This is a genomic window from Haloarcula sp. Atlit-120R (assembly GCF_003665885.1).
GTDB lineage: Archaea > Halobacteriota > Halobacteria > Halobacteriales > Haloarculaceae > Haloarcula > Haloarcula taiwanensis.
The window spans coordinates 335,536-360,317 of record NZ_QPLN01000002.1; the positions used below are offsets into that span (position 1 = coordinate 335,536).

A 24,782-nucleotide genomic window follows, 5' to 3' on the forward strand; every position below is an offset into this window, starting at 1 on the left:
AAAGCCCACTTGCAGTAGATAAGTATTTATTGCTCCTGACACCCGCATAGGGTATGCGACGACGTGCTCTCGTCTATGTCTTTGTCGTGCTCATCGGCTCCTTCGCGGGTATCACTCCGGCGTCAGCAGCAGCTGACACGCAGGCGGACGGCTGCTCGTTCCCGGTCACGGTGACCGACGCGACCGGGACTGAGGTCACGATCGAGGAGCGTCCGGAGCGGGTGACGACGACCAATCCCTCGGCCGCCCAGACGATGTGGGAGATCGGCGGCCGCTCCCAGGTGGTCGGGCTCACTCAGTATGCGAGCTATCTGGACGGCGCTGAGAGCCGAACGAACGTCTCCGCAAGCTTCGGTGTCAACGTCGAGCGTGTCGTCAGTACGAACCCGGACCTGGTGATTGCACCGAACGCCAGCGCCGGTGACGTGGCCCCGCTCCGGCAGGCTGGCCTCACCGTGTATCACCTCCCCGCCGCGACGACTATCGAGGACATACGGGCAAAGACAACGACCATCGGTCGACTGACCGGCAACTGCGAGGGCGCGACCGAAGCGAACGCCTGGATGGACGCGAACGTCGACGCCGTTCGGCAGGTCACCACGGGCGTTGCTGACCGACCGACGGCGCTGTACCCGCTAGGCGGAGGGTACGTGGCGGCGGGTAACACCTTCGTCACGTCGCTCATCGAACTCGCCGGCGCGGAGAACGTCGCCGCGCGCAACCACACGCAATACCCACAGCTCAACGACGAGGTCATCCTCAAGCTTGACCCGGATGTTCTATTCGTCACCGAGAACACGGCGACCATCGCGCAGACGGAACCATACGCCAGCACGACCGCGGGCGAGACCAACACGACGGTCTCCGTCCGGGTACGGAATATCAACCAGCCTGCGCCACGGAGTGTGGTCTCGTTCGCCCACAACGCTACCGCACAGCTCTATCCGGACCGCTACGACGCCGACAGCTACGTTCCCCGGTCGGCTGTGACGCCGGCCGCGACCCAGACGAGCGAGCCCACGCCCGCGGACCACACGCCGAACACTGACCAGCCCACGACCGACGCCAGCGGTCCCGGATTCACCGCCGTCGGGGCGCTTCTCGCAGTACTTGCCCTCGTCAGCACGCTCTCACGGCGGAGGCCATAGCGGCATGGACAAACAACGCATCCGTGAGACAGTCTGGGACGCGCTGGAAGAACGGGGCGTCGCCCGGTTCCCGTTCCCGCCCCACGACCGGATTCCGAACTTTGAGGGCGCGAGTGAGGCCGCACTGCGCCTGACAGAGACCGCAGTCTGGGACGCCGCCGAGACGGTCAAGGCGAACCCGGACTCGCCACAGCTTCCGGCCCGACGGGCGGCGTTGCGGGCCGGAAAGACGGTGTATATGGCTGTACCCCGGCTTCGGGACGAGCGGTGTTTCTACGAACTCGACCCCGACGACCTCGATGATATCGAGGCCGCGCCGGCCATCTCGAATGTTGCGGACCACGCGCGACAGGTCGGTCCCGAGGCGGTCGGAGGCGTCGACCTCGTCGTGTCGGGGTCGGTCGCGGTCACCGAAGACGGCGCACGAATCGGCAAGGGCGAGGGGTACAGTGACCTCGAATACGCTGTCCTCCGGGAACTGGGACTGGTCGACGAGACGACGCCGGTCGTGACGACGGTCCACGAACTCCAGATTGTGGGCGGTCCGGAGGGCGTCGTCGACACTACTGTTCCCGTCGACGACCACGACGTGCCGATGAACTGGGTCGTGACGCCGGACCGGACTGTCGAGACAGCCACTACGCACACGACGCCGACGGGCGTCGATTGGGACGCGCTTTCCGCGGACCGAATCGACGAGATTCCGGTACTTTCCTCGCGCCGTTCTGACTGACTTCACAGCCGCTGTCCCGGGTACGACCCTGGTAATGAAAGCTTACCGGCGGTACAACTTTATCCCCACATTCCCTGAAAGACGTATGGATACACCCGTGGCCACGCCGAACCGTCACGGGGCCGATGGAACTGCTGGACAGGTCCGTGTCCTCTATGTCGACGAGGACTGTGACGATATCACAGCGGTCAAAGAGACGCTGACTGATACCGCCGACGAATTCACTGTGACGGTGTGTGAGACGGCAACAGACGCCCTCAGTGCCCTCGAAGACGCGTCCTACGACTGTGTTGTCAGCGAGTATCGATTGCCGGCCCGGAACGGGATCGAACTGCTGGGCGCTGTTCGGGACCGGTCGTTTGACCTCCCGTTTCTGCTGTTTACTGATGACGGAGACGAGAGCGTGGCCAGCGAGGCCATTTCGGCCGGTGTCACGGACTACGTGACGAAGACGCCCCTCTCGGAACAGACGGAACTGCTTCGACAGCGGATCACCGCTGCCGTTGCTCGCTCCCGGGAGGAGTCGGACATCCTCGACCGGATGACCGACGCGTTCTTCGCTGTTGACGAGAACTGGGAGTTCACGTACGCCAACGAGCGTGGTCGGCGCATCATCGAGCGTGCGATGAAGGGGGACGGAGCGACGACGGACCTGCTGGGGCGCAACATCTGGGAGGTGATTCCGTCCCTAGAGGGGACGGAGTTCAGCAAGCGGTATCGGGAGGCGATGTCGAACCAGGAGCCGACATCCTTCGAGGCGTACTTCGAGCCGCTACAGACGTGGTTTGAGGTGTCCGTGTACCCGTCGTCGACAGGCATCTCGGTGTATTTCCGTGACATCACGGAGCGCCAGAAACACGAGGAGAAGCTCAGAGGGAGAGAGCGAACGCTCAGAGAAATCTATGCCGTCATCTCGCGCAAAGACATGGATTTCGAGGCGAAGGTCAAGCGCTTGCTCGAAATCGGCCAACACGTCCTCGGAACGGAGACGGCCGCACTCTCGCGTATCGACGGTGACAGATACGTCTTCGAAATCGTAACCGACCGGACGGGCACTACCGAAGCGGGCGATACGGTCCCGCTGGAGGCAACGAACTGCGAGCGGGCCGTCATCGAGGAGCAGACGCTGGTGCTGGCCGATATCGCTGAAGACCGGCCAGATCTGGCCGAAAGGGCTGGCTACACGGAGATGGGCATCTCTTGTTACCTTGGAACTCCTGTTATCGTCGACGGGTCAGTGTTCGGGACGTTCTGCTTCTACGGTACGGACCCCCGTGACTCATTCTCTGAGTGGGAAGTCACACTCGTCGAGTTGATGGGGAACTGGGTCAGCTACGAGCAAGAGCGCGAACGCCGCGAGCAGGAACTCACCCGCGAGCGGAACCGTCTGGAGGACTTCGCCAGCGTCGTCAGCCACGACCTCCGGAACCCGCTTAGCGTGGCGTTCGGCCGGCTCACGCTTGTTGAGGAAGAATACGACGGGAATCCGGAGCACATCGAGTCGCTCCACCGGTCACTCGAACGGATGGACGAACTCATCGACGACGTGCTCGCGCTCGCTCGCGGCGGCCACAAGGTCATCGACGCGAACGAAACGTCGTTAGACGATATCATCACCGCCGCTTGGGACACTGTCGAAAGCTCGGACGCGACGCTCGAACGAATTGAGACGGACGCGGAAATCACGGGCGACCAGACGCGCCTCCAGCAGCTGTTCGAGAACCTCTTCCGAAACAGTGTGGAGCACAGCGACGACCCCGTGACTGTTCGCGTCGGGACGCTCTCGGGTGGGCGGGGGTTCTACGTGGCGGACGACGGCCCCGGGATTCCCGAGGACGAGCGTGAGCAGGTGTTCGAGCGCGGCTACACAACGAGCGACGACGGGACCGGCTTCGGGCTGGCTATTGTCTCCGAAATCGTCGACGCACACGGTGGGCGAATAACTGTCGCAGAAAGCGATGGCGGCGGGGTGCGATTCGACGTGACCGGGGTTCAGGTCGACCGCCTATAACTGGTCGACGCAGTCCCGAATGAGTCCGTCGACGTTCTCCGGGAGCGTCGGATGGTAGGCCCGGTCCGGCAGGTCACGCACGTCAAGGCCGAGCTCGACAATGGTCTGGAACGTCTTGGCGAAGCTGTCCGCGTGGTAGTGCATCCCTTGCCAGCCGAGTACTGTTCCGTCCTCCGCGTCGACGACGAGTTTCGCAAGGCCCTCGGGCACGTCTTTCGATTTGAACACGCCGTCGTCGCTGGCCTGTCGCGTCGCCGTGACGATGTCGTAGCCCGCTTCTTTCGCAGTCTCCTCGTTGTGGCCGACGCGAGCGAACGGATAGACGCCGAGCCCGGAGAAGATAACGTGGTGGTGGACATTCCGGTAGTCTTCGAGCGAGCCACCGGACTCTTGCCGGACGATGTTCTCGGCGGCGGTGAAGCCCTGCTCCTTGGCGACGTGGAGAATCGGCTCCTTGCCGTTGACGTCGCCGACGGCGTAGATGTGGTCGGCGTCGCGGGTCTGCATCGTGTCTTTCGCCCAGTCGCCCTCCACTGAGATGGACGTGTTCTCTAACCCCAAGCCCTCGACGGTCGGGCGACGGCCGGTGAACAGGAACAGCTGGTCGGCCTCGAACGTTTCCTCGCCGCCGTCGTCGTACTCGACGGTGAGGCGGACGCCGCCGTCTTCTGTCTCCTCCAGTTCCTTCTCGTAGCAGTTCGTCGGAACGGTCACGTCCCAGTTGTCCTCGTAGATGTCGAGCGCCTCGTCGCCGAACTCCGGGTCGCCCTCGTCGATGGGCCGGTCGTCGTGCTCGATAACTGTGAGTTCCATCCCACCGGCCTCGGCGAGGTACGGCACCATCTCCATCCCGATGTACCCAAAGCCCATCACGATGCCAGAGTCGGGGAACTCAGTGGCATCGAGCACCTGGTCGCTCGTCATGAAGTCGACCTCGTTGATTCCGGGTGTGTCTGGGATGTTCACGCTGGAGCCGGTCGCGATGACGACGTAGTCGGCTTCGTGTTCCTCGCCTCCGGCCCGGACCGTATGCTCGTCGACGAACGTGGCAGTGTCGTGGATGAACGTCACGTCGTCGCGCTCGGCCATTTCGTGGATAGAATCCCGGCGGTGTCCCGCCCAGCCGAGGACGTGGTCGTCCTTCCGTTCGACGACGGCTTCCAGATCGACTTCGGGCACGTCGCCGACGAGACGGTCGTCGTGGCGCGCCTGGAAGCGGTGTGCACCTGCGGAGAGCACTTCCTTGGACGGCATACAGCCACGAAGGATACAGAGGCCACCGCCGGGCTCGCCGTTGTCGACGAGCGTGAGTTCGATGTCCTCCTCCTCGACAAGGTCGCCGGCGACTGCGGCCCCGGCACTCCCATACGCGCCGATGATAACGACGTGAGTCATACGAGTGCTAGAGCGACGGCATCAAATAAAGGCTTCAGTGGCGTGTTTCGCCCAGACACGACCGACGTGTGGTCGTCTGTCCTACTGACCCGGTCAGTCGTCGCCTTCGACGGGTGCGGGTGGCCGCGACCGCCCGAACCCGAGTATGCCACCGACCGACCAGTCAGCGTTGAACACCCGGTCCCAGACGACGAGCGCGGAGGGGATCACCAGTAGGGAAGCAAGGAACGCGTACCCGATCGACAACGCCGTCAGGATGCCGAACTGGCCGATTGCGGGGAACACAGCCAGCCCGAGCACACCGATGCCGAACGTCGTGGTGAGCATACTCCCGAACAGCGCCCCGCCGGTCCCGCGAACAGTCCGGTCTAGCGCCGTTTCGAGGTCGTTTTCCTCGAACTCGTCGGCGAACCGGTGGGTGACGTGGACAGAGTAGTCGACCCCCAGCCCGATGGTTATCGCCAGCATTGTCGCTGTGAGCGCGTTGAACGGGATGCTAAGCACCCGCATCGTGCCGCCGAGCCACGCCACCGTGACGACGACAGGAATGATGTTCACGAGACCAAGCGACGGCCGCCCTTCCAGCATATTGTAGATGAGAATGAGGAACACCGACGACCCGGCAAGCGCAATCGCCAGTGACTGTATGGCTGACTCCAGAATAAGGTCCGAGACGGCCTGGAACACGATGATTGAGCCGGTCGCCGTCGCCTCGTACCGGAAGTCCTCGGCAACGGTTCGCGTATCGGCGGTCACCTCGGCGTCGGTCGCGTCCGATTCAACCGTGTAGACGACGCGCGCGCTCCGGTAGTCCTCGGTGATGTACTCTAACGCCGTACTCCGGTCCGACGAGTCGAGCAGATACTCGTATATCTCCTCGAGGTTATCGTCTGGGACTCCGTTGTCGTTCTGGTCGTTACGCTCGACCATCCGGCGGAATTCGGGGTCCTCTGCTGCTCGGTCTTGAATGACCGTGACGATAGACGTCGACTCAGCGCGCCCGTCCTCTCGGACGAACGAATCCGGCGGGTTGTCACCCGCCCGATACATCTGCTCAAGCGCCGCATCGTTCCGCATTGGCCCCTCTACGTACACCGTCGCCTGACTGGACTGGGTCGTATCGAACCGGTCATCGAGGAAGTTCGTCACCTCCGTTACGGTGTATTCGCTCGGAGCGAACGGTTCCGGCAGGGATTCGACGAAGTCTGGATTCTCCTCGGGCGGCAGGAAGTCCTCCTGACTGAACGAGGTCGAGACGCCGGTGGCGTAGTAGCTGGCACCGACCGTGGATATCAGGATTAGCACGAGGAAGACGATCGGGGCGCGATTCGCGATGACGACACCGCCGCGCAACACGTCGCTGAGTGCTGAGTCTTCCGCGCCCAGCGGCGTCTCACTGAACGTCGGAATGGGGAAGCGCTGACGGAGCCGATCCAATTCTACCTTTGCGGCGGGTAGGAACACCCCGAAGATGAGGAAGGTAAACGTGATACCGACAGAGGCCACGTAGCCGAAGTCCTGAATCGGCGGCAGTGCACTGGTGAGATTCGCGGCGAACCCGATGACTGTCGTCCCCGTCACAATGAAGAAGGCGACGAGCAACTGGTCAGTCGTGATTCGCATCGACTTCTGGATAGACGCTCCGGTTTCGCGCTCCTCCCGATACCGGTTGACGGCGTGAATTCCGAAGTCGATACCGACCGCCAGCAACAGCGGCGGCACGGCGATGAGCATCTGCGAGAAGGGGATACCGGCAAGTCCCATGAAGCCGAACGTCCAGACGACGGCCATAAACAGCGCGATAAGGCCAAGCGCCATGTCTGCGAGGTCGCGGTAGGCAATCGTCAGGAAAAAGAGGATGAACAGCACCGCTGCGGGCACGGTCAGGATGAGCGAATCACTGACGACGTTCGAGAACTCGTCAGCGATGATGCCGCTCCCGAACAGGGTGATGCCACCGTTGTCAGCGCTGGAGACAGTGAATCCGGCCTGTTTCTGGATGCTCGTCAGCGGACTCGATCCGCCCTGGCCTGACCCGGACGAGATTCCGGCCGGAACCTCGTGCGTGACGACGCCGATCGTCGCCGACGCTGAGGCGGATTTGCGGTTGAAATCCTTGCTCAGTAGCGATTTGAACCGGGAGTTCCGCTCGGCCGCGCGCCCGACGGCAGCGTCGATTTCTCCCGGTGTCGCGGCTTCGACAGCATAGATCTGCTGTTCGGTCGTCTTCGCCTCCGGATCTAGCTGCTGGGCGACGATGGTAGCGGCGCTTGAGGTCGACGTGACACGGAGCGCTCCGTGCTCTTCCAACCGATGCTGTGACCTGAGCATCCGTAGCAGCGCCGGCTTCGCGAGCACGTTGTTCTCCCGCTGGATCAACTGCGTGCTCCCTGTATCCGGAGAGAAGGCCGGCGAGAACTTGTCGTTGACCTCCTGCAGTGCCTCTTCGGCCGGAAGCCCGGTCGTAAACTGTGACGTCCCGGAGTTGGTCGAGACGCTTCCGAGGCCGGCGCTGAAGACCACCGTCACGACCAGGAAGAGGAGCACCACCTTCCGTGAATCGTGGACGATGCGGTCGTCCGCCCAGTCGATGTAGCGCTGGTAATCCATGCGTTAGCGGAATCTGAAGTAGCCGCCGATGGCCAGGGCGGCCACGAGCGCGACGCCGATAATCGCGGTCAGTGGCGAACTGCCACCGCCGGAGTTGGTCACAGAGACGGGCAGTCGGTACGTGTCGGACACCGGCGTATCTCCGTCCGGCTCCTCGTACTGGAAGTCGAGCGAGACGGGATAGTTCTTCGTCATCGCGGCACCGCTCGCGCTGATACCGAACTCGATGGTCGCTGACTCGCCCTGGTCGAGGCTCTCGACGTACGCCTGGTCATCCGACACTGAGATGGGGTCTTCAGTGAACAGCTTCGCTTCGATGTCGGTTAGCCGCTCGCCCGCGTCGTTGGTGATCGTCACTTCGAGCGTGTTCGACCCGCCGACGTCGACAGACGCGTTCGTCGTCTCGACGATGAACTCGTCGGCGCTGCCGCCGACGCTCTGCCGGACTTCGAGCGTATCGCTCTCGCGGCTGTCGCCCTCGCTGTTACGGTAGTTGGCGACGAAGTCGAACTGCCGCGGGCCGGCGTTCGCGTTGTCCGACACTTCGGCGTCGAACGAGACGGTCGCCGACTCGCCCGGTCCGAGATCGCCGACCGCGTACTGGGTCTCCTTTGGCGAGATGTTGTCGTTGTCGCTGGCCCAGTTTAGGACGACGTTCCGAACCGTTCGGTCGCCAGTATTGGTGAGTGACGCCTCGATGGTCCCGTCGTCGCCCGCCTGAAGTGTCGATTCAACGTCCCCTAACTCGAAGGACTGTTCGGGCTCTGGCCGGATTCCGAGTGCGATATCGTCGTCAGCGCCGCTGTCGCCCTCCGGATCCTTGTAGCCGACCGTGGCTGAGATCGCATAGCCTCTGACGGACGCATCCTCGCTGGCGGACGCGTCAACGCTGACGGTGCGAGTCTCTCCGGGTTCCCACGTCCCGATGTACTGCTCGGCGGAGTCGGACTCGCCGAAGGCGATTTCGCTGCTCTGTGAGCGCAGGGAGACCGTGGCATCTCTGACAGCCACTGGCCCGTCGTTGTGGAGCGTGACGTTGTAGGTCCCCGAATCCCCGACGGCGACGTCACTGTCGACGCCCCGGACGCTGAACGTCTGCTCGCGGGCAGGCGTAATACCGAGCGAGGAGGCGGACGTACTCTTTCGTACCCCGTCCGTGTCGTCGAAGTCGACCTGAAGGTCGAACTGGTACGGTTCGGCTCTGGCGTCACCGCTCGCACCGACGCGGTACCGGAGCGTCCGCTGTTCACCAGCCTCCCAGGTGTCGATGAACCGGGAGCTACTGGTGTCGCTACCGACTGTGAGTTCAGGGTTCGTCGATTCCAGCGTTACCGAGGCTTCCCGGGCCGGTTCGTCACCAGTGTTCTCGACGGTGACCGCGACCGTCCCGACCGAGTCGACGCGCGCGCCGGAGTCGACGTCCACCACGTCGAAAGCCGCGTCGTCGTCGATTTCGAGTTCGAGTTCGATCCGTTTCGTCGTTGTCTCTTCGTCTCGTGCCCCGTCGTTTTCGGAGATATAGCTCGTGTACTCGTATTCGACGATGACAGGGACGGTGTAGTCGCCGGGACTTGCGTCGTCATCGACGCTGATGTCGAATGAAATGGGCTGTGTCTTCCCTTCCGGGACGGACCCGACGGCTTGCTTGCTCGTTGTCACCGTAATCGGGGCGTCTCCGTCGTTGACTTTGACTGTGGTCCCGCGAGCGGTCGTTACTTCGCTGCTCCGAACGGCCTGTGATGTCGGACCGGAGTCGACCGTCCCGCTGTTGACGAGCACAACGTCGAGTGTTGTTTCTTCACCGGGCGTAACGGTGTTATCGACGAACGTTGCGTCGAAGTCGGGACTCCCGGTCACGGCGCCGATCGCCGTTCCGGACGCCATGAGCAATGCGACAACAGCCAGCGTCAGTAATGTTCGTGGTTTCATGCGTAGGGACACTTCGGACATTTCTTGTCGTTGTTTCTGTCCGGAGCGGACGTCATGTCTGGGTAGTCGGGATATGTACCCACATACGTCTGTGCAGACTCCCGCCCGAACCGTGTACATCGAACGAACGTTCGGTCGCCTATCAACGTTGTGGTTCAGTAACAGTGGGAAGATATTTACAGCCCGAACGAATATTCGGTCGGGATGAGTGATGGAATTCCGTTTGCCGGGGAGCCGGCGGACTCGCACGAGGCGATAATGCGAGCCACGTTCCGCGCCCTCCGGGAATACGGGTATGCCGGACTTTCGATACAGCGAATCGCGGACGAGGCCGACCTCAGTAAATCGACGTTCTATCACCACTTCGATGGCAAGGAGGACCTCCTGTTGTCGTTTCAGGAGTTCATCCTCACGGAATTTAACCGCATCTTTCAGATCGAATCGACCGGCGACCCCGAACAGGACATCAAGACGTTTGTCAGTCTCGTTCTCGATGATTTTCCCGACTGCGTCGAAACGCCGGAAAAGAACGCCGTGCTCGGTTCGTACGTCGAGATGCGCGCCCAGGCCGTCCAGAATCCGGACTTCCGCGAAAAGTTCACTGAGACGGACGAACTGTTCACCCGGCAACTCGTACAGATCATCGAGGACGGCATCGAACAGGGGGTTTTCGCCGATGTCGATCCCGAGACGGTTTCGCGGTTTATGATCACGATACTCGACGGCGTGATTCTTCAGAGCGCGACACGCAACGACAACCCTGTCGCCGAGATTCGGGACACTATCGACGAGTACATCGAAGAGACGCTGCTTCTCGGCGCTTAGCTTCGGCTGATAGACTGGTACGTCTCTTTCAACTCCTCGAAATCATCGTTCTCGGCTTGCAGCACCCACTCCAGTTCTCTGGCACGCTCTTTCAGCTCCGTGTACTCGGTGCTCGATTCCAGTTGTGACGCGGACTTTTCACGTTCCAGCACGGAGAGCTTCGACGAAATCCGGAAGTACTCGTCGAGCCTGTCGTCTTCTCGGGGCCTGTCGAGATGTTGGTCGAGCGTCGACAGGAGCGTCGACTGGTCGACCGGCTTCTGAAGGTAGTCGTCGAAGGGCATCTCCAGAATGTTCAGGTCGGCATCGACCGCGGTCAGCATAATGATGACGCCGTCGTAGCCTCGCCCGCGCAACTGTGACAGCACCTCGTCACCGTGTACGTCGGGCATTCGTCGGTCGAGCAACACAGCGTCGAACTTCGGGCCGGCAGCGTCGAGCGCCGCCTGGCCACTGTACACGGCAGTCGCCTCGTATCGCTCGCCGAGTTTCAGGGCCTGCGTGTCGGCGACATCGTGTTCGTCGTCTACGACGAGTACTCGCGGCGGCCCACCTGTAGTTCTGGACACAATATTAAACCATTCTAGGGCTGGCAACTGTATATGTTTTATCGGCAGCCGCCTCTCGAAAAGCGTTAATTGCTGGCCCATTGAAGCTGAACCGATGAGCAAGTCGTCGGCGGACACAGGCGGTCGACACCGTCTTGGCAGCCTCGCGGCCGTGGTCGGCTGGATAGGGGCAGGCGCGGTCGTGCTCGCCACCGTCGCGCTGGTGGTGCAGTCAGTGTTCTCACTCGGGCTCTCGAAACAGGTCACTGTCGGCCTCGGTCTGGCGCTTGGCGGCGGACTGGGCGGCGTCTCCTACCTTCTGGTGACTGACTCGCCCGGCGAGACGACCGACGAAACGATGACAGTGTCGGCAGATGCCAAGCAAACACCGGAGCCACAGCCGGTCGACCTCTTCGACGGGCATCCGGACCCGGTGTTGTACTTCGCCGATGAAGGCCACGGCCCGGTCGTGCGTGCGGCAAACGACGCGTTCGGGACCGCGTTCGACGTGCCGTCCGACCGGCTCAACGGGACAGCCCTTTCGGAAGCACTGCTCGTGGCTGGTATCGATGAAGTGGACGCCGAGACGGTCAGCACAGCTGACCTTGATGTCGTCGCCCTCTCGACGGCACCCGACGAACCGAGGCAGTTTCGACTGCGGACGGCTGGTGCCCCATCCAGCGGCTACCTCCTGCTTACACCGCTGGGGACAGCGGGGGATTGAACGGCCGAACGCCGCCCGCACGTCGGCGGCGTAACGGAACTTTAAAGATTCCATCCCGGCGAGATTCTGGATAGGAATGCTCGCGTCACCGCTGCAACTCATCGATAGTTTCCTGCTGAACTACACCATCGGTGATGTCCTGCTACTCGGCTTTGTCGGTGGGCTCGTCGCAATTCTCCCGCAACGGTCGCTCCGGATGCTGGGGCTACACACGATTGCGCTGGGCGCACTGCTCGTGATTACGCCGGCGTCGGCGATGGAACCAAACAGTGGGAGCGTCCTTGCGTCGGCGTTCCAGTACAAACTGTTCGGGCTGGTGTTGCTCGTCCTCGCGCCGGTGCTGTACGCCGTCGGTCGGCGTTAGGCCAACTTGTCCAGTGCGGTGAAAAAGTCAAGCGGGGGTCCGGCAAGCCGGACCGGTTCGCCCGCACGCGAGATTGTAATTCGCTCCGGCGGCACTACGTCTTTTCTCACTCGCCCGTCACTGACGACGACGCCGCTGTCGGCGTCCGTGAGTTCGATGGCGATTTCGCTGTCAACGTCGACGACCAGCGGCGGCGTCCCCATCTCGTCTGCCATCCCCGTGATGATGAGACCGGCCACGTCGGGGTGGACGAGCGGGCCGCGTTCGCTGAGGTTATACGCCGTTGAGCCGGTGGGTGTCGCCACGAGCACGCCGTCGGCGTGGCCGGACGTGTACAGCGAGTCGTCGACGTACACGTCGAGCGTGGCCCCGCCGCCGTGGCCGCGGCGCTCGCCCTGGACGACGACTTCGTTCAGCGCCGGCGAGAGCTCCCACTCGTCGCCGCTGGCCTGGAGCCGCGGCTTGGCCCGTGTCCGGGCGCTGCCGGTCTTCTGGATGTGTTCGACCTCCGCGACAACCGTCTCGACGGCTTCTTCGGGTGCGATAGCGTTCAGAAAGCCGACTTCACCGAGATTGACGCCCAGTATCGGTGTCGACCCCGCGCCACGGGCCGCGTACAGGAAGGTCCCGTCGCCGCCGATGCTCACGACGAGGTCACAGGCGGACATCTCCTCGACTGGGGCCGAATCAGGCACAGCAGCCTCCCACGCGTCGTGGTCGCCTAACGCGCCGGCCGTCGTTTCGTCCACGACGACGGCCGCCGACGTGGCGCGCAGTCGGTCACACAGTGTACTCGCAAGCGACATGGCCCGGTCGTTGTCCCGCTGCGCGACGATCCCGACAGTCATTGCCGGACGTTCCCGCCGACCGTATATAAACCCTCTACGACGGCACTTATATCCGTCCCGACGCGTATCCCCTTCCATGAGCCGTTCGTGTGGCTGGTGGTCGTGCGTATGAGCGAGGACGACAAGTCCGACGACGACTGGTTCGAAAGCGCACTGGACGACGAGGACGGCGACAGCGGACCGGTGGAGGCCGACGACGCTTCGGCGACACCATCCGAGAGCGACGCCGCGGACTCGGCATCTACCGACACCGGGCCGTTTGAGGGCGATAGCGACGACGGCGAGCGCAGTGGTGATAGCAGTCCGTTTGCTGACGACGGTGGCACCGCGTCTGGCGGGGAGAGCAGCCCGTTCGACGACAGCAGTGGAGACCCTTTCAACAGTGAGGGTGGGTCCGCCGATGTCGAGTCCTCCGGCGACGACAGCGGCGGACTCTTTGACGACGACTTCGCCACCGCGTTCGAGTCTGCCGGCAGCGGTGACGGTGACAGCGGCAGCGACTTCGAGGCGGAGTTCGAGTCCGACATCCCGCGGGTCGACATCGGTATCGAGGGTCTCGACCAGATGATTCAGGGTGGGGTCCCACAGCGTCACCTCATCGTCACCATCGGTTCGGCCGGGACCGGGAAGACGACGTTCGGGCTCCAGTTCCTTCACCACGGCCTCCAGAACGGGGAGAACGCGGTGTTTCTGACGCTTGAACAGTCTCACGACGCGATACTGGACACCGCCGGCGACCGCGGCTGGGGGTTCGAAGAGTACGAAGAACAGGACCAGCTAGCAATCGTCGATCTTGACCCGGTCGAGATGGCAAATAGCCTTGACAACATTCGTGGTGAGCTACCGGCGCTCATCGAGAAGTTCGGCGCTGACCGGCTGGTACTCGACTCCGTCTCGCTGCTCGAGATGATGTACGACGACCAGTCCCGGAGACGCACCGAAGTGTTCGATTTCACCCGGTCGCTGAAACAGGCCGGCGTGACGACGATGCTCGTCTCTGAGGCCAGCGAGAGCAACCCCTTCGCGTCCAGACACGGTATCATCGAATACCTGACCGACGCCGTGTTCATCCTGCAGTACGTCCGGTCCGACACCGGCGAGACGCGACTCGCCGTCGAGATACAGAAGATACGGAACGCGAACCACTCGCGGGAGACGAAACCCTACGAGATAACGAACGACGGGATCTCGGTCTACCAGCAGGCAAACATCTTCTAAGCCGTCGCCGTTCCGACCGACTCCGGTTCGTCACGGTCGTCGAGAGCCGCGTTGTAGCCACCAGCCCAGAGGTCCGTCGCCACGACCAGCACGTAGAAGGTGGCGAACGGACTGAGAATTACAGCGACGAGCGAACCGAGGAACGGAATCACGTTGAGTAAGTTCACCACGACGTTGACGGCGATGAACAGCGCAATCGAGACCAGCCACGGTGTTGCGTACTCCGGGGACAGGACCAGCGTCCGCAACGTCCCGAAATCGAACCCGGCTCCGAACTCGCCGGTACAGGCGAAGTGGATGATGCCTGCCGTCGCCACGTAGCCAAACACCAGCGACAGGACGAACGATATCGCCAGCCCGCCGAAGAGGCCGGCCAGGCCCGCGCCCGCCCCGGCACGGGTCCCGGTTGCTATCGCGAACAGGCTGCCGCCGACGGTCACCCCGAACACGACGAGCGGGACGAGCATGTACACGATGCTGATGGCCCAGGCCTTGAGCCCGTCAACGAGCAGTTCGCCCCAGTCTTCGAACGCCGGTGGCTGTGTCGCTCCGTCGGCCCGTTCGCGGACCGCCTGCACGAGATAACCGTACACGAGTATGACTGGAACGACGAGGAACGAGAGCAGGCTGAGGACGCCGCCGATGAGGATGGTTACGGTCCAGTCGTCGTCTTCCATTGGATATCTGAGTGTATCTTCGAGCGACTCCATGGCCATTGGTCACACTCAACACAGTTAGTTACAGACACCTTGCCGGGGTATTCGCTCGGCTTACCGCGGGACTGCGATGTGTCGACTTCAGCACTAATCCTCAGCAATCACACCAGCTTGCGGAACCAATAAATCACAACCGGGCGACAGGTGGGATATGGTACTACTCGTGCCCTTTGACGGCTCGGCCCTGTCGAAAGCCGCGCTAACGCGGGCGATGGAGTTCGCGGGCTACCGCGACGAGGATATCACTGCACTGTCTGTTATTCCGAACGATGCGGCATACGCGCGTGAACAGGGCTGGGTCGACGACACCGAGGAGTTCGACGTCGAAGCTATCGCCGACCGGATGCGAGAGCAAGCTGAGTCGGTCGCCCCGACGGCGTCGTTCCGCTACGAGGTCCCGGAAGACGTGAGTTCGATGGCGTCAACGACGACGGATATCACTCGGACGATCAGAGAAGTCGCTCACGAGGAGGGGGCCTCCATCGTGTTCATCGGCAGTGAGAACGCTGGACGGGTGTCGACGCCGGTCTGTAGTGTCGGCTCACCGGTGTCCGAAGACCCGCAGTACGACGTCCATATCGTCCGACACTCGTAGCGCTATCTGACGACGGTTACAGGCACAGATGCCCGTCTGACGACGATTTCGGCAACGCTGCCCAGCAGGATGCGGGACATCCCCGAGCGGCCGTGACTCCCCATGATAATCTGGTTGATGTCGTGGTCGTCCGCGTACTCCACGATGACCTTCGTCGGTCGTCCGACCTCGATGACGTGTTCGACAGAGTCGACACCGGCCTCGGTCACTTCCGATTCAAGCTCGTCGAGCAGGCTCTCTGCTGTGGCTTTCTGTTTTTCGTACCACTCCTCGGAGAAGGAGGGGATCGATGCCTCCGCGCTGTAGCCGGCCTCTGCGGGGTTGATGACGTGTAGGAGAACGACCGTCGCGTCCGGATGTTCTTCGGCTGCGAACTCACAGGCTACCGATGCTTGATCTGAGCTATCGACCGGAACGAGGATTCGCTTCGCCATACGACCACTTCCGCTGGGGCCGATTTGAATCTTCGGCCCCCTGCAATCGGCGCGTTGGTCTGGGGTCTCTCAGTCCCGCCCGTGGCGAGTCACACAGGTCGACAGGCCGATGAGTTCCACCGGCTCGGAGTTGTCGGGCGAGTAGACGACCCGCTGGCCTTTCTCCATGTAGGGGACCTTCGATTCCAGATTGCTGGGGATGTTCACCGCGGAAATGGCGTCTTCGTCGCCGAGATTGAGCACCATCGTCGTGTTTATCTGCTTGAACACCGGGTCGGCGATGTCCTGCGGGTCCTGCGTGATGAGATACAGGCCGAGACGCTCCTTCCGGCCCTGTTTGGCGGCCTCGGTGAACTTTCCGATGACCTTGCGGCCCTGCACGCTGTCGGCGTCGGTGAGGAAGTTGTGGGCCTCGTCCATCCCCAGCACGAGCGGCGTCTCCTTGATGCGGTCGTAGTCCGGGTCGTTCGAGAGCTTCTGGTCGATGAGCAGGCTGGAGACGGCCAGCACGATAGTTGAGGCGGTCCGGGAGTCCGTGATGTGGTACGTCGGGATGACCGTCAGGCCGCCGTCGCGGACGAACTGGGAAATCTGGTCGGTGATGGGGCGGGCGTCCTGGTCGAAGACCGCGCCGAAGCCCTGCACGCGGCGCTTGACAGCGTCGAACGTGGCCTCGTGGACGTCGCCCGCCTCGTCCAGTTCCTCCTTGAGCGCGGGGTCCCCGAGGAAGGTCCGGAAGTCGCTGTAGGTCCCGCCTTCGCCATACTCCCGCTTGAACCGCGGGAGCAGCGTGTTTACCAGTGCGCCGTACTGGTTGTCGTTCAGGCTGGAGCCGGCGATGAGCCAGGGGTTGTCGTGGACGAGCGAGAACGGGATGGTGAACTCCACCTGTTCGGCGCGGTGGTGGCTGGCGTTGTAGTCGGCCCCCGCGACCTTCGGGACGAACGCGATGGTGTCGTCGTGGCCGCCGTAGGCGACGCCCTCCCGTTCACAGCGGCGCTCGAATTCGTCGGTCATCGCGGGGTTGTCGTCGTGCATCTGGGCGTACTCGTCCTGGGGGTCGAACTGGACGACGGCGAGTTCGGGCGTCCGGCCGTCGCCCATCTCGTAAGTCCGCCCGAGGTACTGCCGGAGGACGTTCTTGGAACTGTGAGTCTTCCCGGACCCCGTCCCGCCGGCAACGAGGGTGTGCCGGAACACGAGCGGGTCACCGGCGTCGTAGTCGTCTTTCAGCCGGTAGTCGATGGTCGGCGGCTCCGCGGCGGTGCGGACCTTTTCGCCGCCGACGGCGAGATGGCCCAGAAAGACACCGTCCTCGGGAATCTTCAGACCGGTTTTGATCTCGGATTTGTCGGTGGCCTCCCGGACGACGGTTTCGGGTTTTGGCACCCGGTCTGTCATCCGCCGCTTGAGGTCGCCGCTGTCGCCGGCACCGCCGGCTGCTGGCGACGTCTCCGACGTCGCGCCGTCGCTGTACAGCACCGCGACCGGCTCCAGTTCCGCGATGAACTTGAAGTCCCGCTCGTCGATGCCCCGCTCGCGCATCGCCCGCCGGGCGTGGATTTCGGTCGCGTCGTCGGCGTGAAACTCCTGTGCGTACTCCAGGGCCTTGATGCGACAGAACAGCCGCTCGCCGTCGGGGTACGGGACCAGCAGATACATTCCGATGCGCAGGCGCGAGCGGTTCCGCGCGGTGACATACGCCCGCAGGACCGTTTCCTCTGCTTCCTCGCTGATTCGGAGGCCGCTCGCTGCCGAGAGGACACCGAGGCCGGTGTCTGTTCCCGCCGGTGTCACGTCCATCTCTTCAAAGTCGGCATCCGCAGCTGGTGCTGTCGGGTCGGTGCCCTCTGTCGCGTCGACAGCCCGGTCACCGTCGTCGGTCGTCTCTGACGACTGTGCGGCCTCGTCGTCGGCCGCCGCGTCGTCGCCGTCGAAATCAGTGAAATCCCCGAGGTCGGACATACTCCAGTTCAGGGTAGCCGGGGATTAACACCTTTCCCCAGCGGTATGAATGTGAAACCTTACCCCGGTGGCTGTCAACGAACGCATATGAATCCGACGCGGGTGATGTCTTTCAATGTGCGGTACGACACCGCCGGAGATGGGGTAGACGGGTGGCCCCACAGGCGGCGGCTGGTCGCGGGGATAATTCAGTATCACAACCCCGCTATTATCGGGCTGCAGGAGGCGATGGCCCACCAGCTTCGGGAGCTAGAGGTGTTGCTGGACGGCTACGAGTGGGTCGGTGATCCGCGTGACCCCGTCGACGCCGGCGGGGAGCACACGGCTATCGGCTACCGGACCGACCGCTTCGACTGCGCGGCCACGAACACGTTCTGGCTCTCCGAACAGCCGGCCAAGCCGAGTAGCGTCGGTTGGGACGCCGCCTATCCCCGCGTAGCAACCTGGGCGCGTCTCCGCGACCGCGACACCGGTGAGGATTTGCTGTGCCTGAATACGCATCTGGACCATCAGGGGACCGCCGCGCGGACCGAGGGAATCGAACTGGCGCTCGACCATCTCGACTCCGTCGCTCGGGACGCGCCCGCGGTGTTGATGGGTGACTTCAACTGCGTGGTCGGCGAGCCGGCCTACGAGCGCGCTACGGGCCACGAACTCCCCGACGGCCGAGATCTCGTTGACGCCCGCGACACAGCGACCGTCACCCACGGGCCGACGACCAGCCGGACCGATTTCCACGACCTGCTCCCCGAGATGGGCATCGACCACGTGTTCGTTACCGAGGACGTGGCCGTCGACACCAGGGCGGTCATCGCCGACCGCGACGACGACCACTACGGCTCCGACCACTTGCCCGTCGTGGTCGACTGCCGACCCTGAGCCGGGGGAGAATCTTTTGCCGCTGGGGTCCCTACATGTGAGTATGTTGCTTATTCGGGGGACGGCAGGCGGGACGGCGCTGACCGGGACGCTGTACGAACCGGGCGAGGAGCCGCCCGAGTTCAACGGCGCGCCGGACGAGGGGACCCCCTACGTCTGGGTCTGTGACGCCTTCTACGAGGTCGAAAGCGGCGGTCAGGTCCAGTCCATCGGCGACCGCGAGATCCGAATCGCCTTCGAGTCCCCGATGCCCCGCGGCTTCGAGACGCGCGATGCGGCCATCGACGCGGCCAAGGAACACGTCCGAACCCAGTTCGCCCGACTCGGCGTCGCCGGTGAGACAGTGGATGTCACTGTCCAGCAGGCCGAGACGGCATAGCTGCACGGGCCTGTCGGAAGCCCCGTCCGTTTTCTGAGTCAGCGAACGACCGGTGAGTTATACCACGGTGCCGGGTGAACCCACTGCGCGTGGCCGAGGACCCGTCCCCGACTGAGGTGTTTGCCCTCCTCGATGACGAATACGCTCGCGCACTCCTTGCAGCCACGAGTCACAGACCGATGACTGCAACTGAACTCAGCAACGATTGCGACATGTCACTCTCGACCGTGTATCGCCGTCTCGGCGCGCTTGAGGACTGCGGCCTCGTCACTGCTCGAACGCAAATTGCGGATGACGGGCACCACGTCGACGTGTACGATGCACAGATGGACGAACTCACCGTACGCCTCACCGAAGGGACCTTCGACGTGAGTCTCTCCGTCGAGTCAAAGACACACGAGTTCGCTGATGCGCTGGTAGACCTCTGGGAGGGGCTCTAATGGAGGTTGCCGGCCTCTCCGCCGACACGTGGGTTACCGTGAACACCGCGTTCCACCTCGCACAGACCGGGGTCGGACTGCTCATCGCTGCATTGGCGCTCGTTGGCTACCGCCGACGGCGGACCCGCTCCATGCTCGCACTGGCTATCGGAATCAGCCTCCTCACCTTCGTCTCGTACCTCGTTACCCTGAGTGCCGTGCAGGTCCTCCCGCGAATGGTGTTTCCCCTTCCGGGCACTCTCACAGAACTCGTCGGTCTCCTTGTCTTGCTTTACGCTATCGTCTTGGCCCGCCGCGACTAGCCACTTCAGAACGATTCTTCGACGGCGCCCCACCGGATATCGTTGTACTCTCGTTCGCGGTCAGTCTCGAACGTCCGCTCGATGCGGCGGGTGAGTTCCTCGCTGCCCTGCCGGTCGATTTTGGCGAGCTCGTCGGCCTTCCCGATAGCCAGTGGCGGCCCCTGCTCTCGGGCCACGTCGTGGAGTATCTGCCGCGTGAGCTTGGCCCGGCACTCCGGGTCCTTGGTGAAGGCATAGGGGGCCTCGACGCGGAACACGAGGTCGGACCGGGGGTCGTAGAGAACGAAAAACGTCACCTCGTAGGCCTCGGGGTCGAGCGACCGCTCGATGCCCAGCGCGTCGCCGTCGGCGGCCATGATGCCGTCGGTGCCGCCCCGCGAGCGGAACCAGTTTGTCGCAGTGAGACAGCCGGTCTGCCGGTCGCCCCCATCGTCACGGCGCTCCAGTATCCGGCGGAAGAAAGCGGTGTCGTTCACCCACGGGGCGTTCGTTTTTCGGCGGAGGGCCCGCGTAAGGGCCTTCGTCGAGGAGTTTTTGATGAATCCGACCATCGGAACGTCCCGCTCGACGAACCGCTCGACGAGGTCGACGTAGTTGTTTACCACCGTCTTCGGCCGGTCGTCCTCCGCGAGCAGGTCGGCTAGTTCAGTGTCGCGGTCGGCCCATCGGAGCACGCCGGTCGGGTAGATGGGGCCATCGAGGATGAACAGGTCCTCGACCACATCGGCGTTTGTCAGCGCGTGCTGGCTCTCTGCGAGGTACAGCGCCAGGGCGTGGACGACCCGCTGTTCGTAGCGGTCGACCTGTGGCACGTCGAGGACCCGTCGCTTGGCGTAACCGCGGTCCCCACCCTGCCACTCGCCGCCGAACCCCAGTGTCGCGTCGTTCGAGTGCACGGCCATGATGATGGTCCGGCCCCGGTGGAGTTCGATGTCCGAGGGCACACTGCCCATCGCCGCCTGTGCCACGTCCAGTACCAGTCCGTTCTTGAACGTCGTCGGATTGATCGTCCCCGAGTCCAGGCCGTGCTGGGTCGGGAACGGCGGGTCCACCAGCGCGATGTCTTCAATCGGAACCTTCCGGCGGCGCTGCTCGTCCAGCGGCTCCAGAATCTTCGTTCCGTCCTGCCACAGCGGATCGAGGAAACTGTCCCACACCTCCTCTGCGGCCGCCTCCTGATCGCTCGTCTCGACGGTCTCGCGCACCTGCCCGGCGAGCTTGGCGATTCCGTCGACGTGCACCGGGTCCAGCGTCATGCCCGTGGGTTCGCCGGGACGGGTATAACCCTTTGGTCACTCGCCAATTCGGTGGTTACTCCTTGCCCGACTCCTCGCGAAGCAGGCGCTCGATGGCCTCGGCGATCTCCTCGTAGGACTGCATCGTCAGGCCGTCCGTGGTGATGAGCACGCCCTGTCGCTCGGTCGTCGCCCGCAGGAGGTAGCCGTTCGAGAACGCACGGACGGTGAAACGGTAGTCGCCCAGTTCGGACTCCTGGTAGGCGTTTTTCGTCTGCTTGTACCCCTGCCACTCGTGGCCGACGAAGTCGTTGAGGTCGGCGTCCTGTTCGAGGTCGTCCCGAAGATAGAGCTGCTCGAAGTTCGCACGTGTGAAATACGTCACTGAGCGAAGCGAGTCGCCTGTCGCTGTCCGGGCCGTCGTAACGATTGCGTCGGCCAGATCGTCCGAGAGGATGTTCCGAGTCATGCCCGACCGAAGGCGGGCCACCCTCTTAATTTCAGGGTTCCCGATACCAGCAACGATAGCAGGGGAATAGCACCACCAGTACTGCCGAATTTCGCATCATCGACCGTCACGTTCGGCGCTGACCGACAGTGTATTACGCCGGTCGCGTGACCCACCGGGTATGGACGTCGGACTCATCATTCTGGACGGCTGGGGGCTGAACCCGGACGACGATGTGCGGGACGCCGTCGCCGCCGCCGACACGCCGAACTTCGACCGCTACCGAGACGCAGGCGCAGCGTCGACGCTTGCAACCCACGGCCGCCGGGTCGGTCTCCCGGAGGGCCAGATGGGCAACTCCGAGGTCGGCCACCTCAACATCGGGGCCGGCCGCGTCGTCAAGCAGGACTCCGCCCGTGTCAGCGACAGTATCGCGCGCTCCCGGGGCGAATCGCCGCCCGGCGACGCCGCACAGGACCCGCCCTTCTTCGAGAACCAGACGCTGCTGTCGGCCTTCGAGTACGCCGAGGACCACGGCGGCCGGGTCCACTTCATGGGCCTCGTGTCGGACGGCGGCGTCCACTCGTATCAGGACCACCTCCACGCGCTCATCGAACTCGCCGGCGAGCGCGGGACCGACGCCGTCTCGCACGCCTTCACCGACGGTCGTGACACCTCGCCGACCGGCGGTGAGGGCTACCTTGCCGACCTCGAAGCCCACGCCGAGGCACACGGGACGGGCCACGTGGCCACTGTCTGCGGTCGGTACTACGCGATGGACCGCGACCAGAACTGGGAGCGGACCCGCCGGGCCTACGACGCCATCGTCCATCGAGAGGGCGACCACCACGCCGACGACGCCGTCACGGCGGCCACCGAGTCGTACGCCCGCGACACCACTGACGAGTTCATCGAGCCGACGACCGTCGGCGACCACGCTGGCCTCGAAGACGGCGACGCGGTCGTCTTCTTCAATTTCCGGTCGGACCGCGCCCGGCAGCTCACCCGAATGCTCGGCGATATCCGCCCGGACGCCTGGGGGGCCGACACCGAGCCGCCGGACACCCGGGTGGTGACGATGACGCAGTACGACGAGACGTTCGACCTGCCGGTCGCCTTCCCGCCGAACCAGCCCGAGGACGTGCTCGGCGAGGTGCTTTCTGCAGCCGGAAAGACGCAGATTCGGCTGGCCGAGACGGAGAAGTACCCCCATGTCACGTACTTCCTCAACGGCGGCCGCGAGGTCGCGTTCGACGGCGAGAGCCGCGAAATTGTCGACAGTCCCGACGTGGCGACCTACGACCTCCAGCCCGAGATGAGCGCGCCGGAACTGGCCGACACCGCCATTGAATTCATCGAGACCGAGGACCCCGACGCGATGGTCCTGAACTTCGCCAACCCCGATATGGTCGGCCACACCGGCGACTTTGACGCGGCGGTGACCGCCGTCGAGGCCGTCGACGAGCAACTGGGCCGCCTCGTCGAGGCGATTCAGACCGCCGGCGGGCACGTGCTGGTCTGTGCCGACCACGGGAACGCCGACGACATGGGGACCGAAGACGACCCGCACACGGCCCACACGACCAACCCCGTCCCCTTCATCTATCTGTCTCCCGACGGGACCGCTGGCGGACGGACTGCACGCGACGGCGGGACGTTGGCCGACCTCGCGCCGACGATGCTCATGCTCATGGGTATCGACCAGCCGGACGCGATGACCGGGACGCCGCTGGTCGAGTAGCGGGCGGCGCAATCACGCTAGTTTTCGACCAGTGAGAGATACTGCGGTGGCACGCGGGCAGTCGTGTACGTCTCGGTCCCGCGCTTGACAATCCGCCGGTCGTCGGCCTGCATCGCCGCGGCGTCGACGACGAACACGACAGGGTCGGCGGCGTGGCGACGCCCCACCTCGCGGGCTGTTGCGGCGGATTCGGAGAGGTGGACTCGCTGGCGGCCCATCGGCTTGAGCCCGGCTTCGCGTATCGAATCGGCGTTCTGCGGGGCGGTTCCGTGGTACAGCGTCGCCGGTACGGGGTCGTCGGTCGCGTCGAGAGTTACGTCGACGGAGTGCCCGTACGCCGCCCGGACCCGGCCGCCAGCGGCTGCCGCGCTCGACTCGTCACTGGCTCCCACCCGCTCGAATCGCCCTTTCGGGTCCGTGGCGAGAACGCCGGCCAGTGCCTCACCATCGGCCCAGTCGTACCGCCGCTTGACTGTCTCGCGGAGGGAATCGAACGTCGTCCACCCCGCTTCGTCTACTTCGATGCCTGCATCCTCGGGGAAATGCCTGAGCGCGCCCGAGACGAACTTCGAGAGCTGTCGTCGCCGTCCACCGTCGAGAACATGGCTGCCTCCTCTGTCACAGACCGGGCACGTGTCGCCCTCGAAGAAGCCGTCCTCGGGACACCGACGGACTGCGTCTGGCATGGGTAGGGATGCGTCGTGACCACACAAAAGCACCGGGTGGCCGGACTCGACGCCCCGGTATCGACAGTTTGCGCCACTGCCCTGTGGATTTATCATCACCTGCCGACAATCGGAGACATGACAGTTGCCGAACTGGAAGATTTCGGGATGCTCCAGATGGACAGCGAGGACATCGAAACGACCCTCGAACGGAAAAGTGTCGGCGTGCTCGGTGTCCCGACCGACTCCGCGCCGCTACTGCGCCCGCTCAGCTTCTGGTACGACGGCGACGCCGCGCTCTACTTCGTCTACGTCCTCGGTACCGACAGCCGAAAAGTGACGGCGAGCGACGACGCTGCTATTGCCCGGTTTCTCGTCTACGACATCGAGACGACGTTCAACTGGCGCAGCGTCCTGCTGACGGGTTCCATCGAGCGCATCCCCGACGACGAACGCAGAGCAATCGAAGAACAGATTGACACCTCCTGGAAGCCAGACGTGTTCGAACGCGCGGCCGAGACCGAGGCGACGGCGCTGTACCGGTTCCGAATCGACGACCGAGCCGGTATCAAGCAACTCGAACTCCCGCACGAACTCAGAACCGAATCCTCGTCGAGTCGGCCGGACTGA

The 24,782-nt window shown here is 63.6% G+C and carries 25 protein-coding genes; 14 read left to right on the forward strand and 11 right to left on the reverse strand.

The window, feature by feature from the left end; genetic code table 11:
* Positions 1-53: 53 nt before the first annotated feature.
* The 3 genes from DVK01_RS08955 to DVK01_RS08965 all read left to right on the forward strand — a co-directional run bounded on the left by DVK01_RS08955 (position 54) and on the right by DVK01_RS08965 (position 3,892).
* Positions 54-1,148: a PGF-CTERM-anchored ABC transporter substrate-binding protein gene (locus DVK01_RS08955; RefSeq protein WP_101349325.1), complete on the forward strand. Its 1,095-nt coding sequence runs from the start codon at positions 54-56 to the stop codon at positions 1,146-1,148.
* Positions 1,149-1,152: 4 nt separating this feature from the next.
* Positions 1,153-1,881, forward strand: coding sequence for a 5-formyltetrahydrofolate cyclo-ligase (locus DVK01_RS08960; protein WP_121536393.1), 729 nt, complete (start codon positions 1,153-1,155; stop codon positions 1,879-1,881).
* A gap of 85 nt (positions 1,882-1,966) precedes the next feature.
* A complete protein-coding gene (locus DVK01_RS08965) occupies positions 1,967-3,892 on the forward strand; it encodes an ATP-binding protein (RefSeq protein ID WP_121536395.1) in 1,926 nt (641 codons plus the stop codon).
* On the opposite strand, the gene DVK01_RS08970 is transcribed toward DVK01_RS08965, so the two are convergent.
* The 3 genes from DVK01_RS08970 to DVK01_RS08980 form a co-directional block, all read right to left on the reverse strand.
* On the reverse strand, positions 3,887-5,287 hold the full coding sequence (locus DVK01_RS08970) for an NAD(P)/FAD-dependent oxidoreductase (protein ID WP_101349328.1): 1,401 nt from the start codon (positions 5,285-5,287) through the stop codon (positions 3,887-3,889). The genes DVK01_RS08965 and DVK01_RS08970 overlap by 6 nt on opposite strands.
* 93 nt (positions 5,288-5,380) lie before the next feature.
* Complete coding sequence (locus DVK01_RS08975; RefSeq protein ID WP_121511155.1) at positions 5,381-7,897, reverse strand: RND family transporter; 2,517 nt, start codon at positions 7,895-7,897, stop codon at positions 5,381-5,383.
* Positions 7,898-7,900: 3 nt separating this feature from the next.
* Positions 7,901-9,826 (reverse strand): COG1361 S-layer family protein, encoded by a 1,926-nt coding sequence (locus DVK01_RS08980; protein ID WP_121536397.1) that lies wholly within the window; start codon positions 9,824-9,826, stop codon positions 7,901-7,903.
* A 204-nt stretch (positions 9,827-10,030) separates the two neighbouring features.
* Between DVK01_RS08980 and DVK01_RS08985 the strand changes: the two genes are divergently transcribed.
* Positions 10,031-10,651, forward strand: a complete 621-nt coding sequence (locus DVK01_RS08985) for a TetR/AcrR family transcriptional regulator (RefSeq protein ID WP_121536399.1) — start codon at positions 10,031-10,033, stop codon at positions 10,649-10,651.
* Here the strand turns inward: DVK01_RS08985 and DVK01_RS08990 are convergent.
* Entirely contained in the window at positions 10,648-11,220 is a 573-nt protein-coding gene (locus DVK01_RS08990) for a response regulator (RefSeq protein WP_121536401.1), read from the reverse strand. The two genes, DVK01_RS08985 and DVK01_RS08990, sit on opposite strands and share 4 nt — an antisense overlap.
* Before the next feature lie 94 nt (positions 11,221-11,314).
* On the opposite strand from DVK01_RS08990, the gene DVK01_RS08995 reads away from it, so the two are divergent.
* Together DVK01_RS08995 and DVK01_RS09000 are read left to right on the forward strand one after the other, a co-directional pair.
* Complete coding sequence (locus tag DVK01_RS08995; protein WP_101349333.1) at positions 11,315-11,923, forward strand: hypothetical protein; 609 nt, start codon at positions 11,315-11,317, stop codon at positions 11,921-11,923.
* Positions 11,924-11,999: 76 nt separating this feature from the next.
* The gene (locus DVK01_RS09000; RefSeq protein WP_053966276.1) at positions 12,000-12,287 is read left to right on the forward strand and encodes a hypothetical protein; all 288 of its coding nucleotides are present in this window, start codon (positions 12,000-12,002) and stop codon (positions 12,285-12,287) included.
* Here DVK01_RS09000 and DVK01_RS09005 read toward each other — a convergent pair.
* Positions 12,284-13,135 (reverse strand): NAD(+)/NADH kinase, encoded by an 852-nt coding sequence (locus DVK01_RS09005; protein WP_101349334.1) that lies wholly within the window; start codon positions 13,133-13,135, stop codon positions 12,284-12,286. The genes DVK01_RS09000 and DVK01_RS09005 overlap by 4 nt on opposite strands.
* Before the next feature lie 108 nt (positions 13,136-13,243).
* Between DVK01_RS09005 and DVK01_RS09010 the strand changes: the two genes are divergently transcribed.
* A complete protein-coding gene (locus DVK01_RS09010) occupies positions 13,244-14,353 on the forward strand; it encodes a KaiC domain-containing protein (protein WP_121536403.1) in 1,110 nt (369 codons plus the stop codon).
* Here DVK01_RS09010 and DVK01_RS09015 read toward each other — a convergent pair.
* Entirely contained in the window at positions 14,350-15,063 is a 714-nt protein-coding gene (locus DVK01_RS09015) for a DUF4013 domain-containing protein (RefSeq protein ID WP_101351400.1), read from the reverse strand. The two genes, DVK01_RS09010 and DVK01_RS09015, sit on opposite strands and share 4 nt — an antisense overlap.
* A gap of 157 nt (positions 15,064-15,220) precedes the next feature.
* Between DVK01_RS09015 and DVK01_RS09020 the strand changes: the two genes are divergently transcribed.
* A complete protein-coding gene (locus DVK01_RS09020) occupies positions 15,221-15,664 on the forward strand; it encodes a universal stress protein (RefSeq protein WP_101349336.1) in 444 nt (147 codons plus the stop codon).
* Positions 15,665-15,666: 2 nt separating this feature from the next.
* Here the strand turns inward: DVK01_RS09020 and DVK01_RS09025 are convergent, their stop codons facing one another.
* On the reverse strand, positions 15,667-16,098 hold the full coding sequence (locus DVK01_RS09025; RefSeq protein WP_121536405.1) for a universal stress protein: 432 nt from the start codon (positions 16,096-16,098) through the stop codon (positions 15,667-15,669).
* 69 nt (positions 16,099-16,167) lie between these two features.
* Positions 16,168-18,063, reverse strand: a complete 1,896-nt coding sequence (locus DVK01_RS09030) for an ATP-binding protein (protein ID WP_121536407.1) — start codon at positions 18,061-18,063, stop codon at positions 16,168-16,170.
* 87 nt (positions 18,064-18,150) lie between these two features.
* Between DVK01_RS09030 and DVK01_RS09035 the strand changes: the two genes are divergently transcribed.
* From DVK01_RS09035 to DVK01_RS09050, 4 genes are all read left to right on the forward strand, one after another.
* Complete coding sequence (locus DVK01_RS09035) at positions 18,151-18,942, forward strand: endonuclease/exonuclease/phosphatase family protein (RefSeq protein ID WP_121536409.1); 792 nt, start codon at positions 18,151-18,153, stop codon at positions 18,940-18,942.
* A gap of 43 nt (positions 18,943-18,985) precedes the next feature.
* Positions 18,986-19,321: a hypothetical protein gene (locus tag DVK01_RS09040; RefSeq protein WP_101349340.1), complete on the forward strand. Its 336-nt coding sequence runs from the start codon at positions 18,986-18,988 to the stop codon at positions 19,319-19,321.
* Positions 19,322-19,410: 89 nt separating this feature from the next.
* Positions 19,411-19,761 (forward strand): winged helix-turn-helix domain-containing protein, encoded by a 351-nt coding sequence (locus DVK01_RS09045; RefSeq protein ID WP_101349341.1) that lies wholly within the window; start codon positions 19,411-19,413, stop codon positions 19,759-19,761.
* The gene (locus DVK01_RS09050) at positions 19,761-20,063 is read left to right on the forward strand and encodes a hypothetical protein (protein WP_101349342.1); all 303 of its coding nucleotides are present in this window, start codon (positions 19,761-19,763) and stop codon (positions 20,061-20,063) included. Before DVK01_RS09045 ends, DVK01_RS09050 begins: the two co-directional genes overlap by 1 nt.
* Before the next feature lie 5 nt (positions 20,064-20,068).
* Here DVK01_RS09050 and DVK01_RS09055 read toward each other — a convergent pair whose 3' ends face one another.
* Entirely contained in the window at positions 20,069-21,319 is a 1,251-nt protein-coding gene (locus tag DVK01_RS09055; RefSeq protein ID WP_101349343.1) for a DNA double-strand break repair nuclease NurA, read from the reverse strand.
* A gap of 55 nt (positions 21,320-21,374) precedes the next feature.
* Positions 21,375-21,767, reverse strand: a complete 393-nt coding sequence (locus DVK01_RS09060) for a hypothetical protein (RefSeq protein ID WP_053966265.1) — start codon at positions 21,765-21,767, stop codon at positions 21,375-21,377.
* A 160-nt stretch (positions 21,768-21,927) separates the two neighbouring features.
* On the opposite strand from DVK01_RS09060, the gene gpmI reads away from it, so the two are divergent.
* Positions 21,928-23,487 (forward strand): 2,3-bisphosphoglycerate-independent phosphoglycerate mutase, encoded by a 1,560-nt coding sequence (gpmI, locus tag DVK01_RS09065; RefSeq protein WP_121536411.1) that lies wholly within the window; start codon positions 21,928-21,930, stop codon positions 23,485-23,487.
* A 17-nt stretch (positions 23,488-23,504) separates the two neighbouring features.
* On the opposite strand, the gene DVK01_RS09070 is transcribed toward gpmI, so the two are convergent.
* Complete coding sequence (locus DVK01_RS09070; RefSeq protein ID WP_121536413.1) at positions 23,505-24,173, reverse strand: RNA 2'-phosphotransferase; 669 nt, start codon at positions 24,171-24,173, stop codon at positions 23,505-23,507.
* 117 nt (positions 24,174-24,290) lie between these two features.
* Here DVK01_RS09070 and DVK01_RS09075 point away from each other — a divergent pair, with 117 nt between their 5' ends.
* A complete protein-coding gene (locus DVK01_RS09075; RefSeq protein WP_101349346.1) occupies positions 24,291-24,782 on the forward strand; it encodes a pyridoxamine 5'-phosphate oxidase family protein in 492 nt (163 codons plus the stop codon).

Coding starts and splice junctions, on each gene's coding strand:
- DVK01_RS08955 (WP_101349325.1), top strand. CDS start 54: ATGCGACGACGTGCTCTCGTCTATGTCTTTGTCGTGCTCATCGGCTCC.
- DVK01_RS08960 (WP_121536393.1), top strand. CDS start 1,153: ATGGACAAACAACGCATCCGTGAGACAGTCTGGGACGCGCTGGAAGAA.
- DVK01_RS08965 (WP_121536395.1), top strand. CDS start 1,967: ATGGATACACCCGTGGCCACGCCGAACCGTCACGGGGCCGATGGAACT.
- DVK01_RS08970 (WP_101349328.1), bottom strand. CDS start 5,287: ATGACTCACGTCGTTATCATCGGCGCGTATGGGAGTGCCGGGGCCGCA.
- DVK01_RS08975 (WP_121511155.1), bottom strand. CDS start 7,897: ATGGATTACCAGCGCTACATCGACTGGGCGGACGACCGCATCGTCCAC.
- DVK01_RS08980 (WP_121536397.1), bottom strand. CDS start 9,826: ATGAAACCACGAACATTACTGACGCTGGCTGTTGTCGCATTGCTCATG.
- DVK01_RS08985 (WP_121536399.1), top strand. CDS start 10,031: ATGAGTGATGGAATTCCGTTTGCCGGGGAGCCGGCGGACTCGCACGAG.
- DVK01_RS08995 (WP_101349333.1), top strand. CDS start 11,315: ATGAGCAAGTCGTCGGCGGACACAGGCGGTCGACACCGTCTTGGCAGC.
- DVK01_RS09000 (WP_053966276.1), top strand. CDS start 12,000: ATGCTCGCGTCACCGCTGCAACTCATCGATAGTTTCCTGCTGAACTAC.
- DVK01_RS09005 (WP_101349334.1), bottom strand. CDS start 13,135: ATGACTGTCGGGATCGTCGCGCAGCGGGACAACGACCGGGCCATGTCG.
- DVK01_RS09010 (WP_121536403.1), top strand. CDS start 13,244: ATGAGCGAGGACGACAAGTCCGACGACGACTGGTTCGAAAGCGCACTG.
- DVK01_RS09015 (WP_101351400.1), bottom strand. CDS start 15,063: ATGGAGTCGCTCGAAGATACACTCAGATATCCAATGGAAGACGACGAC.
- DVK01_RS09020 (WP_101349336.1), top strand. CDS start 15,221: ATGGTACTACTCGTGCCCTTTGACGGCTCGGCCCTGTCGAAAGCCGCG.
- DVK01_RS09025 (WP_121536405.1), bottom strand. CDS start 16,098: ATGGCGAAGCGAATCCTCGTTCCGGTCGATAGCTCAGATCAAGCATCG.
- DVK01_RS09030 (WP_121536407.1), bottom strand. CDS start 18,063: ATGTCCGACCTCGGGGATTTCACTGATTTCGACGGCGACGACGCGGCG.
- DVK01_RS09035 (WP_121536409.1), top strand. CDS start 18,151: ATGAATCCGACGCGGGTGATGTCTTTCAATGTGCGGTACGACACCGCC.
- DVK01_RS09040 (WP_101349340.1), top strand. CDS start 18,986: ATGTTGCTTATTCGGGGGACGGCAGGCGGGACGGCGCTGACCGGGACG.
- DVK01_RS09050 (WP_101349342.1), top strand. CDS start 19,761: ATGGAGGTTGCCGGCCTCTCCGCCGACACGTGGGTTACCGTGAACACC.
- DVK01_RS09055 (WP_101349343.1), bottom strand. CDS start 21,319: ATGACGCTGGACCCGGTGCACGTCGACGGAATCGCCAAGCTCGCCGGG.
- DVK01_RS09060 (WP_053966265.1), bottom strand. CDS start 21,767: ATGACTCGGAACATCCTCTCGGACGATCTGGCCGACGCAATCGTTACG.
- gpmI (WP_121536411.1), top strand. CDS start 21,928: ATGGACGTCGGACTCATCATTCTGGACGGCTGGGGGCTGAACCCGGAC.
- DVK01_RS09070 (WP_121536413.1), bottom strand. CDS start 24,173: ATGCCAGACGCAGTCCGTCGGTGTCCCGAGGACGGCTTCTTCGAGGGC.
- DVK01_RS09075 (WP_101349346.1), top strand. CDS start 24,291: ATGACAGTTGCCGAACTGGAAGATTTCGGGATGCTCCAGATGGACAGC.